The organism is Pseudomonas piscis, assembly GCF_009380155.1.
GTDB lineage: Bacteria > Pseudomonadota > Gammaproteobacteria > Pseudomonadales > Pseudomonadaceae > Aquipseudomonas > Aquipseudomonas piscis.
This window is the reverse complement of the sequence record NZ_WHUV01000006.1, coordinates 308,342-323,370: the sequence shown is the minus strand read 5'-3', so window position 1 is coordinate 323,370 and position 15,029 is coordinate 308,342. Positions and strand designations below refer to the sequence as shown.

Annotated in this window: 17 protein-coding genes; 9 read left to right on the top strand and 8 right to left on the bottom strand. The window is 61.4% G+C overall.

Translation table 11 applies throughout. The features are described 5' to 3' along the window. Positions 1 to 225 precede the first annotated feature (225 nt). Complete coding sequence (tyrS, locus tag GDH07_RS28845; protein ID WP_085599168.1) at positions 226 to 1,425, bottom strand: tyrosine--tRNA ligase; 1,200 nt, start codon at positions 1,423 to 1,425, stop codon at positions 226 to 228. Between the two features lie 209 nt (positions 1,426 to 1,634). Here tyrS and GDH07_RS28835 point away from each other — a divergent pair, with 209 nt between their 5' ends. Then, entirely contained in the window at positions 1,635 to 3,056 is a 1,422-nt protein-coding gene (locus GDH07_RS28835) for a peptidoglycan DD-metalloendopeptidase family protein (protein WP_152899575.1), read from the top strand. A 3-nt stretch (positions 3,057 to 3,059) separates the two neighbouring features. Beyond that, positions 3,060 to 4,151 carry an anhydro-N-acetylmuramic acid kinase gene (locus GDH07_RS28830; RefSeq protein ID WP_152899567.1) on the top strand — a complete coding sequence of 364 codons (1,092 nt, stop codon included), beginning with the start codon at positions 3,060 to 3,062 and terminating at the stop codon, positions 4,149 to 4,151. 69 nt (positions 4,152 to 4,220) lie between these two features. Here the strand turns inward: GDH07_RS28830 and erpA are convergent, their stop codons facing one another. Both erpA and argC read right to left on the bottom strand, forming a co-directional pair. Next, positions 4,221 to 4,571 carry an iron-sulfur cluster insertion protein ErpA gene (erpA, locus tag GDH07_RS28825; RefSeq protein WP_011063789.1) on the bottom strand — a complete coding sequence of 117 codons (351 nt, stop codon included), beginning with the start codon at positions 4,569 to 4,571 and terminating at the stop codon, positions 4,221 to 4,223. A gap of 168 nt (positions 4,572 to 4,739) precedes the next feature. Continuing rightward, positions 4,740 to 5,774 (bottom strand): N-acetyl-gamma-glutamyl-phosphate reductase, encoded by a 1,035-nt coding sequence (gene argC / locus GDH07_RS28820; protein WP_068575543.1) that lies wholly within the window; start codon positions 5,772 to 5,774, stop codon positions 4,740 to 4,742. Between the two features lie 136 nt (positions 5,775 to 5,910). Between argC and hemJ the strand changes: the two genes are divergently transcribed. The 6 genes from hemJ to coq7 all read left to right on the top strand — a co-directional run bounded on the left by hemJ (position 5,911) and on the right by coq7 (position 10,414). After that, the gene (gene hemJ, locus GDH07_RS28815; protein WP_053137565.1) at positions 5,911 to 6,342 is read left to right on the top strand and encodes a protoporphyrinogen oxidase HemJ; all 432 of its coding nucleotides are present in this window, start codon (positions 5,911 to 5,913) and stop codon (positions 6,340 to 6,342) included. 32 nt (positions 6,343 to 6,374) lie between these two features. Beyond that, complete coding sequence (locus tag GDH07_RS28810) at positions 6,375 to 7,343, top strand: NAD(P)H-dependent flavin oxidoreductase (protein ID WP_152899566.1); 969 nt, start codon at positions 6,375 to 6,377, stop codon at positions 7,341 to 7,343. 94 nt (positions 7,344 to 7,437) lie between these two features. Continuing rightward, a complete protein-coding gene (locus tag GDH07_RS28805; protein WP_152899565.1) occupies positions 7,438 to 8,382 on the top strand; it encodes a DUF805 domain-containing protein in 945 nt (314 codons plus the stop codon). Between the two features lie 61 nt (positions 8,383 to 8,443). After that, positions 8,444 to 9,232 (top strand): SDR family NAD(P)-dependent oxidoreductase, encoded by a 789-nt coding sequence (locus tag GDH07_RS28800; RefSeq protein WP_022641394.1) that lies wholly within the window; start codon positions 8,444 to 8,446, stop codon positions 9,230 to 9,232. Positions 9,233 to 9,306: 74 nt separating this feature from the next. Beyond that, on the top strand, positions 9,307 to 9,645 hold the full coding sequence (locus GDH07_RS28795) for a histidine triad nucleotide-binding protein (RefSeq protein WP_022641395.1): 339 nt from the start codon (positions 9,307 to 9,309) through the stop codon (positions 9,643 to 9,645). 121 nt (positions 9,646 to 9,766) lie between these two features. After that, positions 9,767 to 10,414, top strand: coding sequence for a 2-polyprenyl-3-methyl-6-methoxy-1,4-benzoquinone monooxygenase (coq7, locus tag GDH07_RS28790; protein WP_022641396.1), 648 nt, complete (start codon positions 9,767 to 9,769; stop codon positions 10,412 to 10,414). Positions 10,415 to 10,470: 56 nt separating this feature from the next. Here coq7 and GDH07_RS28785 read toward each other — a convergent pair whose 3' ends face one another. Next, complete coding sequence (locus GDH07_RS28785) at positions 10,471 to 10,893, bottom strand: OsmC family protein (protein ID WP_152899564.1); 423 nt, start codon at positions 10,891 to 10,893, stop codon at positions 10,471 to 10,473. A 238-nt stretch (positions 10,894 to 11,131) separates the two neighbouring features. Between GDH07_RS28785 and crp the strand changes: the two genes are divergently transcribed. After that, complete coding sequence (crp, locus tag GDH07_RS28780) at positions 11,132 to 11,776, top strand: cAMP-activated global transcriptional regulator CRP (protein WP_152899563.1); 645 nt, start codon at positions 11,132 to 11,134, stop codon at positions 11,774 to 11,776. Here the strand turns inward: crp and GDH07_RS28775 are convergent. The 4 genes from GDH07_RS28775 to GDH07_RS28760 all read right to left on the bottom strand — a co-directional run bounded on the left by GDH07_RS28775 (position 11,773) and on the right by GDH07_RS28760 (position 15,028). Further along, positions 11,773 to 12,474, bottom strand: a complete 702-nt coding sequence (locus GDH07_RS28775) for a lipoate--protein ligase family protein (protein ID WP_152899562.1) — start codon at positions 12,472 to 12,474, stop codon at positions 11,773 to 11,775. The two genes, crp and GDH07_RS28775, sit on opposite strands and share 4 nt — an antisense overlap. Positions 12,475 to 12,542: 68 nt before the next feature. Further along, positions 12,543 to 13,379, bottom strand: a complete 837-nt coding sequence (gene trpC, locus GDH07_RS28770) for an indole-3-glycerol phosphate synthase TrpC (protein ID WP_053137579.1) — start codon at positions 13,377 to 13,379, stop codon at positions 12,543 to 12,545. Next, entirely contained in the window at positions 13,376 to 14,425 is a 1,050-nt protein-coding gene (gene trpD, locus GDH07_RS28765; protein WP_022641401.1) for an anthranilate phosphoribosyltransferase, read from the bottom strand. Before trpD ends, trpC begins: the two co-directional genes overlap by 4 nt. Before the next feature lie 9 nt (positions 14,426 to 14,434). Next, positions 14,435 to 15,028 carry an aminodeoxychorismate/anthranilate synthase component II gene (locus tag GDH07_RS28760; RefSeq protein ID WP_022641402.1) on the bottom strand — a complete coding sequence of 198 codons (594 nt, stop codon included), beginning with the start codon at positions 15,026 to 15,028 and terminating at the stop codon, positions 14,435 to 14,437. Position 15,029 lies beyond the last annotated feature (1 nt).

Sequence of the window (15,029 nt, the reverse complement as noted above, 5' to 3'; positions counted from 1 at the left end):
CTGTCAACACCTCTTTTTAACCGCTTTCGATCGAGAGGATCGAAACGCTAACAAGGCCACTTTCGCTGCCTTATCAGCTCCTTTCGGACTTCGATGAACTGAAGCGTGACCGCTGTCGAAATCTTCGTAACTCGTTGAATCTCAAGGAGTTTTCCGTTTCGACTGCGCCGGAAGTGGGGCGAATTATAGAGACATTAAACTCGCCGTCAACACTTATTTTCAGATTTATTCGGATTTAAGCGTAATGCGCGCAAAAGCCTTCTTGCCGGCCTGGCAAACATAGGTAGAACCCAGCACGCATATAAAGGCACGATCCACTACCTGACCATCTACGCGCACACCGCCAGACCCGAGAAGATCGCGAGCCGCGGCGGAGTTCTTCACCAGCCCCGCCTTATTAAGGACAGCAGCAATCGGCATATCTTCATCCGCCACCAGCTCAACCTCTGGCAGGTCATCCGGAAGCTCGCCATCCTTCATACGGTTACCCGCAGCACGATGAGCATTCGCAGCAGCTTCTTCGCCATGGAAACGCGCCACGATCTCTTCGGCCAGCTTGATCTTGATATCACGCGGGTTGGCACCAGCCTCCACGTCAGCCCGGAATGCGTTAATTTCATCCATCGAGCGGAAGCTGAGCAGTTCGAAATAGCGCCACATCAAGGCATCCGGGATGGAAACCAGCTTGCTGTACATCACTCCCGGTGCTTCCTGGATACCTACATAGTTACCCAGGGACTTGGACATCTTCTTGACGCCATCCAGTCCTTCAAGCAAAGGCATCGTCAGGATGCACTGCGCTTCCTGGCCATAGCTACGCTGCAGCTCACGCCCCATCAGCAAGTTGAACTTCTGATCGGTACCACCCAACTCGACGTCGGCACGCAGGGCTACCGAGTCGTAGCCTTGCACCAACGGATAGAGGAACTCGTGAATGGCGATCGGTTGATTGGTGGAGTAGCGCTTGTCGAAGTCATCTCGCTCCAGCATGCGCGCAACCGTGTACTGGGAAGTCAGGCGAATAAAGTCCGCCGGCCCCATCTTGTCCATCCAGGTTGAGTTGAATGCCACTTCGGTCTTGGCGGGATCCAGGATCTTGAAGACCTGGTTCTTGTAGGTTTCAGCGTTATCCAGAACCTGCTCGCGAGTCAGCGGTGGCCGAGTAGCGCTCTTGCCACTTGGATCGCCGATCATCCCGGTGAAGTCGCCGATCAGGAAGATCACCTTGTGCCCCAGCTCCTGGAACTGGCGCAGCTTATTAATAAGCACTGTATGACCGAGATGCAGGTCCGGAGCAGTCGGGTCGAAGCCTGCCTTGATACGTAGCGGCTCGCCACGCTTGAGCTTCTCGATCAGCTCGGACTCGACCAACAACTCTTCCGCACCACGTTTGATCAGCGCTAGCTGTTCTTCAACCGACTTCATAACAGACCCGCAAGGCTCAGATTCAAAAAGGAACCAACCATACAAGATCACGGACTAATTACAAGTTTTGCCCGGCGTACGGATACATCAGGAGACGGGAGTGCCCGTGCGCTTGCGTCACAGATGATTTGGTTATATTTTATACAGTTATTTCATCTTCATCATGTCATTCATCTTTTCCATTTCATCTTTTCAAAGTCAAATTACCTATGAGCACCGAACCGCCTAAAGCGCCACCGCTTTATCCGAAGAGCCACCTGCTCGCCGCCAGCGGCATAGCAGCCCTCCTCAGTCTGGCCTTGCTGGTATTTCCTTCCAGCGATGTCGAGGCAAAGAAAACGACATTGAGTCTTGATCTGGAAAGTCCGATCGAGCAACTGCGACAAGATCAAGACGCTGCATCCGTCGAGCAAGCCACAAACGAGGCGGTTGCATCGCCATTTGCGCAGATCGACGACGCAGCCCAAGCCCCCACCGAAACGGCCGAAAGCGAGCCAGCCCCTCCCATCGCGGAAGAACCCAAGGCTCCAGGACATCGAGAAGTCATAGTCGCGAAGGGTGACACCCTCTCGACCCTGTTCGAGAAGGTCGGCCTGCCAGCCACGGCTGTCCATGAGGTGCTGGCCAGCGACAAGCAAGCCAAGCAATTCTCCCAGCTCAAGCACGGCCAAAAGCTCGAGTTCGAACTCTCGCCCGACGGCCAGTTGAACAAGCTTCACAGCAAGGTCAGCGACCTTGAGACCATCACCCTGACCAAGGGCGCCAAAGGCTTCTCCTTCGCCAAGGTCACCACCAAGCCGGTAGTTCGCTCAGCCTATGTCCACGGGATCATCAACAGTTCCCTGTCGCAATCCGCTGCCCGCGCCGGCCTTTCCCATAGCCTGACCATGGATATGGCCAACGTCTTCGGTTATGACATCGACTTCGCTCAGGACATTCGCCAAGGCGATGAGTTCGATGTGATCTACGAGCAGAAGATGGTCAACGGCAAGGTGGTGGGCACCGGCAATATCCTCTCCGCGCGCTTCACCAACCGCGGCAAGACCTACACCGCCGTGCGCTACACCAACAAGCAAGGCTCCAGCAGCTACTACACCGCAGACGGCAACAGCATGCGCAAGGCGTTCATCCGCACCCCTGTGGACTTCGCCCGTATCAGCTCGCGCTTCTCCGCCGGCCGCAAGCATCCCATCCTGAACAAGATCCGCGCCCACAAAGGGGTCGACTATGCCGCGCCACGAGGCACGCCAATCAAGGCCGCCGGCGATGGCAAGGTCCTGCTGGCAGGTCGTCGCGGTGGTTACGGCAACACCGTGATCATCCAGCACGGCAATACCTACCGCACCCTCTACGGCCACATGCAAGGCTTCGCCAAAGGCGTCAAGACCGGCGGCTCGGTGAAACAGGGTCAAGTGATCGGCTACATCGGCACCACCGGCCTGTCCACTGGACCGCATCTGCATTATGAGTTCCAGGTCAACGGCGTCCACGTCGACCCTCTGGGCCAGAAGCTGCCCATGGCCGACCCAATCGCCAAAGCCGAGCGCGCGCGCTTCCTTCAGCAGAGCCAGCCGCTGATGGCCCGCATGGACCAGGAAAAGGCCACGATGCTGGCCTCGAGCAAGCGCTGAGCCATGGCGCTTTATATAGGAGTGATGTCCGGGACCAGTCTTGATGGCCTGGACATCGCCCTGATCGAGCAGAGCCCGGCGATCAAACTGGTCGCCACCCACTACATTCCCATGCCCTCTTCCTTGCGCGCCGAGCTCCTGAGCTTGTGCGCCAGCGGCCCCGATGAGATCGCCCGCTCCGCCATCGCCCAGCAGCACTGGGTCCAACTGGCGGCCGAGGGCATCCGGGCCCTACTGCGACAACAGCAGCTGCAGGCCCTGGATATCCGGGCCATCGGTAGCCATGGGCAAACCGTACGCCATGAGCCGAGCCGCGGCTTCACCATACAAATCGGCAACCCAGCGCTACTTACCGAGCTCACTGGAATCACCGTCGTCAGTGATTTCCGTAGCCGTGACGTAGCCGCGGGCGGGCAAGGCGCCCCCTTGGTCCCGGCATTTCATGAAGCACTGTTCGAGCAGCGCTCGGGCAACCGGGCAGTCCTGAACGTGGGCGGTTTCAGCAACCTGAGCCTGATCGAAACCGCCAAGCCAGTCGCCGGCTTCGACTGCGGACCAGGCAACGTACTGCTCGATGCCTGGATCCAGTTGCAGCGCGGAGAGAGTTTCGATCGCGGCGGCCAATGGGCTGCCAGTGGCCAGGTCGATCCATTGCTCTTGAAGACCCTGCTCAGCGACTCGTTCTTCGCCACTCGCGGGCCAAAGAGTACGGGACGCGAAGTCTTCAACCTCCCATGGTTGCAGCAGCAATTGGCGCGGCACCAGACCATCACCGCCGAGGATGTCCAGGCCACGCTGCTGGAGTTGACCGCACAGACCATTGTCGAGTCCCTGCAATCTGCCCAGGACTCTACTCAGGAGTTGCTGGTATGTGGCGGCGGCGCTCACAACACCGCCCTGATGCAACGCCTGGCGACCCTGCTACCGGCAACCCAGGTCAACAGCACCGCGATTTATGGCGTAGATCCGGACTGGGTAGAGGCCATGGCCTTCGCCTGGCTGGCCCATTGCTGCCTGGAGGGAATTGCCGGCAACCGCCCTAGCGTTACTGGTGCACGCGGCCCACGCATCCTCGGTGCTATCTATCCCACCTAAGCACCAGACAGCAGAACGCCGCAGGGTCATGGACCACTGCGGCGCTCTAAAACGGCTCTTGCTGATCGATCAGATCGAGAACGACGATCCACAACCACAGGTAGTAGTGGCATTAGGGTTCTTGATCACGAAACGCGAACCTTCCAGGCCTTCCTGGTAGTCCACCTCAGCACCTGCCAGGTACTGGAAACTCATGGGGTCGACAACCAGGCTCACACCTTCGCGCTCAACGATGGTGTCATCCTCGGCCACCTCTTCATCGAAGGTGAAACCGTACTGGAACCCCGAACAACCGCCGCCCGTAACGAATACGCGCAGCTTCAAGCGATCATTACCCTCTTCATCGACCAGGGTCTTCACCTTGTGCGCTGCACCTTGAGTGAATTGCAAAGCCGTGGGGGTGAAGGATTCAACGCTCATGCTGACTATCTCCCGGCGTTACGCCGCCATACTGCGTGATGACGCGCATTATCCGCTTCTCCCAGAAAAGCGGTCAACTATTGTTACGGTATATCAATAGTCGTACAGCAATGCCCAGAACGCAAAAAGGCCCGTCAAACGGGCCTTTTCTCCAACGCAACAACGACCCTAAGGCAGCATGCCCGCATGGGACAGGCCCAGGCGCTCATCCAGGCCGAACAGGATGTTGAGGTTCTGGACGGCCTGGCCGGAAGCGCCCTTGACCAGGTTGTCGATCACCGACAGCACCACCACCAGGTCATCACCTTGCGGCCGGTGCACGGCAATCCGGCAGACGTTGGCACCACGCACGCTACGGGTCTCGGGGTGGCTCCCTGCCGGCATGACATCGACGAACGGCTCGTTGGCATAGCGTTTCTCGAACAGCGCCTGCAGATCGACCGACTTGTCCACGACAGTGGCATAGAGCGTGGAGTGGATACCCCGGATCATTGGCGTCAGGTGCGGCACGAAGGTCAAGCCGACATCCTTGCCCGCCGCCCGGCGCAGGCCCTGGCGGATCTCCGGCAGATGACGATGCCCTTTGACTGCATAGGCCTTCATGCTCTCGGAGGTTTCGGAATACAGCGAGCCCACGCTGGCGCCACGACCTGCTCCGCTGACACCGGACTTGCAGTCGGCAATCAGACGGGACGTATCAGCCAGGCCAGCTTCCAGCAGCGGCAGGAAGCCCAGCTGGGTTGCCGTTGGATAGCAGCCCGGAACCGCAATCAGGCGCGCCTGCTTGATCTTCTCGCGATTGACCTCCGGCAAACCGTAGACCGCTTCGTCCAGCAGCTCGGGAGCACCGTGGGGCTGGCCATACCACTTGGCCCACTCATCGGCGTCCTGCAGGCGAAAGTCCGCCGATAGGTCGATGACCTTGGTCCCGGCAGCCAGCAGCTCGCCAGCCAGCGCATGGGCCACGCCGTGGGGGGTGGCGAAAAACACCACGTCGCAGGCGCCGAGGGTCTTGATATCCGGCACGCTGAAAGCCAGGCCGTCATAGTGACCACGCAGGTTCGGATACATGTCGGCTACGGCCAGGCCCGCCTCGGATCGCGAGGTGATGACCTCTACCCGCGCCTGTGGGTGCTGTGCCAACAGACGCAATAGCTCGACCCCGGTGTAACCCGTGCCGCCGACGATACCGACCTTGACCATAAACCTTGCCCTCAACGAACCCACTGGAAAGCTGCCGATAATAGGGGCGGCAACCCCCTGCGACAACCGTCAAGGTGACGTATGGACGCTCTAGCCTCTACTATCGCGCCACCGTGAATCTGGGGGATAACCAAAAATGCTCTATCTATGGCTCAAGGCCTTTCATATCGTCAGCGTGGTCTGCTGGTTCGCCGGCCTGTTCTACCTGCCGCGCCTGTTCGTCTATCACGCCCAAAGCGAGGACAGCATCAGTCGCGAGCGTTTCTGCGTCATGGAGCGCAAGCTCTATCGCTTCATCATGGGCCCGGCGATGATCGCAGCGCTGGTCTTCGGCATCGGGCTGATCAGCCTCAACCCCGGTGCCTACTTCAGCCAGGGCGGCTGGATGCACGCCAAGCTCACCCTGGTAGTGATACTGATCGGCTACCACCACATGTGCGGCGCGCAGGTTAAGCGCTTCGCCCGTGGCGAAAACGCCCGCAGCCATGTCTTTTATCGCTGGTTCAATGAAGTACCGGTTCTGTTATTGCTGGCTATTGTAATTCTGGTCGTCGTACGACCGTTCTAACTCTATCTAGCTGCTTTCCCGGGGGTATACCGATGTCTCTGCCCGCTTTGCTCGAACAACGCTTGCGCCTGCCCGTCGTGGCGGCACCGATGTTCCTGATCTCCAATCCAGAACTGGTCCTGGCCTGCTGTCGCAACGGCGTGGTCGGCAGCTTTCCGGCGCTCAACCAGCGTGAAAGCAGTGGGTTCAAGGCCTGGCTGGAGGAGATCGAAGCGGGCCTGGCCAACCTGGAGAATCCTGCGCCCTATGCCGTGAACCTGATCGTGCACAACAGCAACCCGCGATTGCAGGCCGACCTGCAGATCTGCATCGAGCACAAGGTGCCGATCGTCATCACCAGTCTGGGGGCGGTCAAGGAAGTGGTGGATGCCGTACACAGCTACGGCGGCCTGGTATTCCATGACGTGACCACTCGCCGCCATGCGGAAAAAGCCGCCGAGGCCGGGGTCGATGGGCTGATCGCCGTCGCTGCGGGAGCCGGTGGCCATGCCGGGACCTGGAGCCCGTTCTCGCTGGTCGCCGAGATCCGCCAGTTCTTCGACAAGACCCTGCTGCTGGCCGGCTGCCTGAACCACGGGCATGAGATTCTCGCCGCCCAGGTGCTGGGCGCCGACCTCGCCTACCTCGGCACCCGTTTCATCGCCACCAGCGAGAGCCACGCGCCCCAAGCCTACAAGGACATGCTCCTGGGCTCCCATGCCGCCGATATCGTGCACACCGCCGCCGTATCCGGAGTGCCCGCCAGCTTCATGCGCCAGAGCCTGGAGAACGCCGGCTTCGATATGGCTGCCCTGCAAGGCAAGGGCGAAGTCAACTTCGGGGCCAAGCTCAAACCCATCAGCGACGAGGCCAAGGCCTGGAAAACCGTCTGGTCCGCCGGCCAGGGCGTTGGCGAGATCGACGACCTGCCCGGCATCGACCAGTTGATCGAGCGCCTGGACAAGGAGTACCGCCGGGCCCAGGAGCGTTGTGCCCAGCTACCCAAACGCTGGCCACGATAACCAGTTCTCATAGTTTTTTGGCCAGCCAGGGGGCGCTGGCCTTAAACTACGCGACTTTATGTAAGCCTTCATTTCAAGTGACAGGGAAGCCCCCATGAGCGAGAACCGCTACAAAATCGTCTTCGACGGCACTTTGCTGCCCGGTGTCGAAAAGTCCACCGCGCAGCTGAACCTCGCAGAACTGTTCAAGACCGATACCGCAGCAGTGGAGCGTCTGTTCAGCGGCCAACCGGTCGAACTCAAGCGCGACCTGACCCAGGCCGATGCCCAGCGCTATCTCGAAGCCCTGAAAAACGCCGGCCTCGATGCCCGGATCGAAGCCGAACCAGGCCTGGAGCTGAACCTGGAGGCCGTAACCCCGGCCGCACCGCGCCCAGCCAGCGTCGCGGATTCGCCTTACGCGCCGCCACAGGCCACCGTCGGCGACGCCGTACCCCAATACGCGACACTCAACGTCTTCAGCTTCGAAGGGCGTATCGGCCGCCTGCGCTACCTGGCCTGGACCCTGGTACTGACCGTGGCCCTGTTGGCGGTGATCGGTGCCGGTGCCTTGTTCGGTGTCATTACCACAGCAGTCCTCAACTCCACCCTGCTCATGGGCCTGGGAATTCTCGCCGGCGCCGTGGTGTTCATCGGCTTCATCGTCGTCAGCATCCAGATCAGCGTACAGCGCCTGCATGACCTGGGCTGGTCGGGCTGGCTGTGGCTGCTGAACTTCGTGCCCATCGTCGGCAGCGTCTTCCCCCTGGTGCTGATGGTCAGCCCCGGCAGCAACGTGGCCAACCGCTATGGCGCCCCTCCGCCGCCCAACACCACTGCGGTCAAGGTCCTGTCCTGGATGTGGGTGGTGCTGCTGGTCGCGATCATCATCGGCATGGTCGCTGGTGGCCTGAGTTCCCTGGAAGACCGCTACAGCGAAACCAGCTACAGCGAATCCTACGACTCCAGCAGCGACGAGGCCGAAAGCGCTGCCGATGCCGCGGCCGCAGCGGCTGAAGCCGCCGATGCAGCAAGCACTGTAGAATCCGAGGAAGAATAAACGCGTCCGAGCCTGCGACCCTTCCCGTCGCGGGCCGTCGGCCGTTGCGATGGAGAACTGCATGACCCGTTACGCTCTGATCACCGGTGCTTCCAGCGGCATAGGCCTGGCCATGGCCGAAGCCCTGGCCCGGCGTGGCCGCAACTTGCTACTAGTGGCCCGCCAGCGTGATCAGCTGGAAAGCATCGCCCTGGAACTGACCCAGCGCTTCGGCGTCGAGGTCCTGTTCCGCGCCTGCGACCTGGGCGAGCCCCTGAGGCTGTCCGGGTTCCTGCTGGAGTTGGAGGAAGGTGACCGGCAGATCGACCTTTTGGTCAACTGCGCTGGCATCGGCACCAGCGGGCCGTTCCTGGCCCAGGACTGGATGACCGAGCAGGACCTGATCGAAGTCAACATCCTCGCCCTCACCCGCCTGTGCCATGCCCTGGGCAACAGCATGGCGTTGCTGGGCGGCGGGCAGATCCTCAATGTCGCTTCGGTGGCCGCTTTCCATCCCGGCCCCTGGATGAGCACCTACTACGCCAGCAAGGCCTATGTCCTGCATTTCTCCGAAGGGCTGCGCGAAGAACTGAAAAAATGCGCGGTCAAGGTCTCGGTACTCTGCCCCGGGCCGACCCGGACCGCCTTCTTCCAGAACGCCCAGATGGACACCCGCAAAGTCGACGACAGCAAGTGGCTCATGAGTCCCGAGGAAGTGGCGCTGTATACCGTCCGAGCCCTGGAGAAGAACCGCGCCATCATCATTCCCGGGCGCCTGAACCGCTGGATGGCCCAGCTTGGCCGCCTGAGTTCACGCTGGTTGACCCGCAAGATCGTCGGCTACGTCAACCGGGCCTACTGCCCACGCTAGACACCCCGTCGGGGCTGGGCGCAGGGCTTGCGCCTGAGTACACTCAGCCCGGACCAACCAATGGAGAAACAGCTGTGGATACTCTGTTCACCAAGATCATCAACAGAGAAATACCCGCGAAGATCATCTACGAGGACGACCAGGTCCTGGCCTTCCACGACATTGCCCCGCAAGCGCCGGTGCACTTCCTGGTGATCCCGAAGAAACCCATCCGGACCCTCAACGACCTCACCGAGGACGACAAGGCCCTGGCCGGACACATCCTGTTCACCGCCCAGCGCCTGGCCAAGGAGCAAGGCTGCGAGGATGGCTTCCGGGTGGTGATGAACTGCAATGAGATGGGCGGCCAGACCGTCTACCACATTCACATGCACGTCCTGGGTCAGCGCCAGATGAACTGGCCTCCGGGCTGATCGAACATCCCCTCTTCCAGCGCCCTTGCGCCCGCCCCGGGCGAAGGTGCGCTGATCCAGCGCAGGTTTCACCCCATCGATTGGAGTAAACTGGCCGCCGTGATTCTTCCCGGAGATAAGCATGACTACCCAACGTCACTACTCGCCGATCGACCGCCTGCTGCTGCAAGCCGATATGGCCATGCGCACGCTGCTGCCGTTCAGCGGCCAACCTTATCGCCCGTCGCCGGCCATCGTGCAGCCGGAAGCGCAGATGAGTGACGAGGACACCCGGCACGTGGCCGGCCTGATGCGCATCAACCATACCGGGGAAGTCTGTGCCCAGGCGCTGTACCAGGGCCAGGCCCTGACCGCCAAGTTGCCCGAAGTACGCCAGGCCATGGAGCACGCGGCCGAAGAAGAAATCGACCACCTGGCCTGGTGCGAGCAACGCATCCGCCAGTTGGGTAGCCATCCCAGCGTACTCAATCCGCTGTTCTACGGGCTGTCGTTCGGTATCGGCGCCGCCGCCGGGCTGATCAGCGACAAGGTCAGCCTCGGGTTCGTCGCCGCCACCGAGGACCAGGTCTGCAAGCACCTCAACGACCACCTGGAGCAATTGCCGCCCGAGGACGAAAAATCCCGGGCCATCCTCGAGCAGATGCGCATCGACGAAGAACACCATGCCGAGACCGCCCTCGAAGCGGGCGGCTTCCGCTTCCCGGCACCGGTGAAATTCGGCATGAGCCTGCTGGCCAAGGTCATGACCAAGAGCACCTACCGGATCTGAAAGCGAAACAAGAAGGGCGCCCCCAGGGCGCCCTTTTCTTTTGCCGCTGCCTGGGCTCAGCCCAGCTCGACGATCTCGTAGTCATGGGTAATGGCCACGCCGGCGGCGCCGAGCATGATCGAGGCCGAGCAGTACTTCTCGGCGGACAGCTCCACGGCGCGCTTGACCTGGGCTTCCTTCAAGTCACGGCCTTTGACCACGAAGTGCAGGTGGATCTTGGTGAAGACCTTGGGATCTTCACTGGCACGCTCAGCCTCCAGGAAGGCCTCGCAGCTCTCGACCGCCTGGCGGGACTTTTTCAGGATGCTGACCACATCGAAGTTACTGCAACCGCCCACGCCCAACAGGAGCATTTCCATGGGACGCACACCCAGGTTGCGCCCACCGGCCTCAGGCGGACCATCCATCACCACCACGTGGCCACTGCCCGACTCACCGAGGAACATGGCCTCGCCAGCCCATTGGATGCGTGCCTTCATCGCCCAGACTCCACTGCTTTTAAAAAAGGGTCGCCAGCTTAGCACAGGGGTTTGGACTCGCAGCGAGCGGCATCTTGATGCCAAAAGCGACCTACCTGTAAGAAAATTCTTAAATCTGCCTAGGATGTGTCTGTTAAGCTGACGCCAAATGAATGGCGCATCGCCAGCTTTATGCGCCGATGCTTTCCGCCCCATAAGAAAACCACCCCATACCGTGCAGGCTTTCCGGGATACAACCATGGTTGCTATTGCCCCAACTCCCAAGATCAAACACCTCGACAAGCTGCTGATGCACTGTCAGCGCCGTCGCTACCAGGCCAAGAGCAACATCATCTGCGCCGGTGACGTAGCCGACAGCCTGTACTTCATCATCAAGGGTTCGGTGACCATCCTCATCGAAGACGATGATGGCCGGGAGATGATCATCGCCTACCTCAACGCCGGGGACTTCTTCGGCGAGCTGGGGCTGTTCGAGGACGCGGGACACGAGCAACTGCGTAGCGCCTGGGTCCGGGCCAAGGTGGAATGCGAAGTGGCCGAGATCAGCTACGCCAAGTTCCGCGAGTTGTCGCAGAGCGATCCGGACATCCTCTATGCGCTCAGCGGCCAGATCGCCCAGCGCCTGCGCGACACCACTCGCAAAGTGGGCGACCTGGCCTTCTTCGATGTGACCGGGCGTGTCGCCCGTTGCCTGCTTGAACTGTGCAAGCAGCCGGACGCCATGACCCATCCGGACGGCATGCAGATCAAGGTCACCCGCCAGGAGATCGGGCGCATCGTCGGCTGCTCCCGGGAAATGGTCGGTCGCGTCCTCAAGGATCTGGAAGAGCGCAACCTGGTGAACGTCAAGGGCAAGACCATGGTGGTCTTCGGTACCCGCTAGCCCGGCAGGAAACTGCCAAGCATCTGTCGATACAGGTTGTCCAGGCGCGCCATGGCATCCGGGGCGGCAAACGCCTCATGCAAGGCGATATGGCTTTCGGCCCGGCAACGCTGCTCCAGTGCGCAAGCCTGGTTGAAGGTATTGACCGCTCCCACCATGGATTCGCGCTCGTCATCCAGCAGCAGCGCCCCATGCACCAGGCCCACCGGCCGCTGCCCACCTTTGCTCTGGCGCCAGCGCTGGGCCGTGCCGACCATCTTGCGACCATCGAGATTGACGTTGAACCGCCCATCGCAGAAGGCCCCCTCCACTTCCCCCAGCGACGGATTGCCGCCCAGTTCGCTGAGCAGGTCGCAGATTGGCTGGCATAGGCGCCGGTAGGCGGTTTCGATCCGGCCCTGGTCGCCTTCGCTGCGCGGCGGGGCATACACCAGCGCGATATTCACCGTGGCCGCCGATTGCGGCACCGGCTCGCCGCCGGTTTCTCGCAGCAATACCGGCCAGCCATTGGCTCGTGAGGCCTCGCAGGCCTGTTCGAACCCCGGCAAGCGGCTCAAGCGCCGGGGCATCACCAGCGCCCGGTCACTGGGCTGCCAGAACAGCAGGCCGAATTCCTGGTCACCGGCACAAACCTGGGCCAGCAGATCCTGCTCGGCCTGCAGGCCGGCTTCGACGGTAAGCGCGAGGGGTTGGGTCATGGCAGCGGCAATTCCTTGGCAATAATCATGAAAAAGCCGGCATTGCCGGCTCGTTCATCGTCTCAGGTTCAGTCCAGGGTCGAGCCCGTCACCGGCACGCCACGCTCCGGGAAGAACAGGCGCTGCAACTCGGTACCCGGGTTCTCGGCCCGCATGAAGGCCTCGCCCACCAGGAACGAATAGACGTCGCTGATCTCCATCAACTCGACATCGGCACGGTTGAGGATGCCGCTCTCGGTAATCACCAGGCGCTCGCGAGGAATCCGCGGCAGCAGGTCGAGGGTGGTTTCCAGATCGACCTCGAAGGTGTGCAGGTTGCGGTTGTTGACCCCGACCAGCGGCGTGTCGAGGGTCTTCAGCGCCCGCTCGAGTTCATCGCCATCGTGCACTTCCACCAGTACATCCAGGCCAACGCCCTTGGCCACCGATGCCAGCTCGGCCATTCGCCCGTCGTCCAGCGCGGCGACGATCAGCAGCACGCAATCAGCACCCAGGGCCCGTGCCTCGACGATCTGGTAGGGATCGATCATGAAGTCCTTGCGGATCACCGGCAGCTTGCACGCCGCGCGCGCCTGCTGCAGGTAGAGGTCGGCACCCTGGAAATAATCCACGTCGGTGAGCACCGACAGGCAAGTGGCGCCGCCCTTCTCATAACTCTTGGCGATATCGGCAGGCACGAAGTCCTCGCGGATCACGCCCTTGCTTGGCGAGGCCTTCTTGATCTCGGCGATCACCGCCGGCTGCTTGAGCTTGACCTGCTCCTGCAGCGCCTTGGCGAACCCACGCGGAGCATCGGCTGCCCGGGCCAGGCTCTCCAGCTCGGCCAGGGTGACGCGCGCGCTGCGCTCGGCAACTTCCTCGACCTTGCGGGCGAGGATATTTTCCAGAACTGTCGGCACACTCATCCTTCATTCTCCTGCTTGAACACCGCGGTAAAGGCTCCCAACTCCTCGAGCTTCTCCCGGGCCAGGCCGGTGTGCAAGGCATCGTGGGCCAGGGCCACCCCTTCTTTGAGGCTGCTGGCGTGATCCGCAGCATACAAAGCGGCGCCGGCATTGAGCACGATCATCTCGGCGGCCTTCTGGCCATGTTCGGTCTTGCGCCGTCCCAGGGCATCACGGATCAGCTCCAGGGAAGCCGCCGGGCTCTCCACCACCAGGCCGAACAGGCTCTGGCTCTTGATGCCCAGATCTTCCGGCTGCACCCAATACTCGGTGATCTGGTCGTTTTTCAGCTCCGCGACATAAGTCGGCGCCGCCAGGCTGAATTCGTCCAGGCCATCCTGGGAATGCACCACTAGCACATGCTTGCTGCCCATGCGCTGCAGCACTTCGGCTAACGGCCGGCACAGGGCCTGGGTGAACACGCCCACTACCTGGTGCTTCACGCCAGCCGGATTCGTAAGCGGGCCGAGCATGTTGAACAGGGTGCGCAGGCCCAGGTCACGACGCGGGCCGGCGGCATGTTTCATGGCGCCATGGTGGGATTGGGAGAACATGAAGCCAATGCCGACGTTGTCGATGCAGCGCGCCACCTGGACCGGGGTCAGGTTCAGGTAGACACCCGCCGCTTCCAGCAGGTCGGCGCTGCCGCTCTTGCCGGATACCGCGCGGTTGCCATGCTTGGCCACGGTGCAGCCGGCGGCGGACACCACGAAGGCCGAAGCGGTGGACACGTTGAAGATGTTGGCGCCGTCACCGCCGGTGCCGACCACATCCACCACGCCGTCGAGGGTCTTGAGTTCGACCTTGTCGGCCAGCTCACGCATCACCGACACGGCACCGACGATCTCGTCGATGCTTTCGCTCTTCATGCGCATGGCCATCATGAAGGCGCCAATCTGCGCATCGGTGCATTGGCCGGTCATGATCTCGCGCATGACATCGCGCATCTCATCGGTGCTCAGGTCCAGGTGGCCGACGATACGGCTCAGGGCAGTCTTGATATCCATGAAAAGTCCTTAGCGCGTGCCGCCGCTCTGTTTGAGGAAGTTGGCGAACAGCTCGTGGCCCTGCTCGGTGAGGATGGATTCAGGGTGGAATTGCACACCCTCGATGTTCAGTGTCTTGTGCCGCAGCCCCATGATCTCGTCCACGGAGCCGTCGTCCAGTTGGGTCCAGGCGGTGATCTCCAGGCACTCGGGCAGGGTCTCGCGCTTGACCACCAGGGAGTGGTAGCGGGTCACGGTCAGCGGCATGTTCAGGCCGCTGAACACCCCCAGGTCACGGTGGAATACCGGGCTGGTCTTGCCATGCATCACCTGGCGGGCCCGTACTACCTGGCCGCCGAAGGCCTGGCCGATGGACTGGTGGCCCAGGCAGACGCCGAGGATCGGCAGCTTGCCGGCGAAATGCATGATCGCCTCGATGGAAACCCCGGCCTCGGTCGGCGTGCAGGGGCCTGGGGAGACCACGATGCGCTCGGGCTTGAGCGCCTCGATCTCGGCCACGGTCAGTTCGTCATTGCGCACCACCTTCACCTCGGCACCCAGTTCGCCCAGGTACTGCACGACGTTATAGGTAAAGGAGTCGTAGTTATCGATCATCAGCAACATA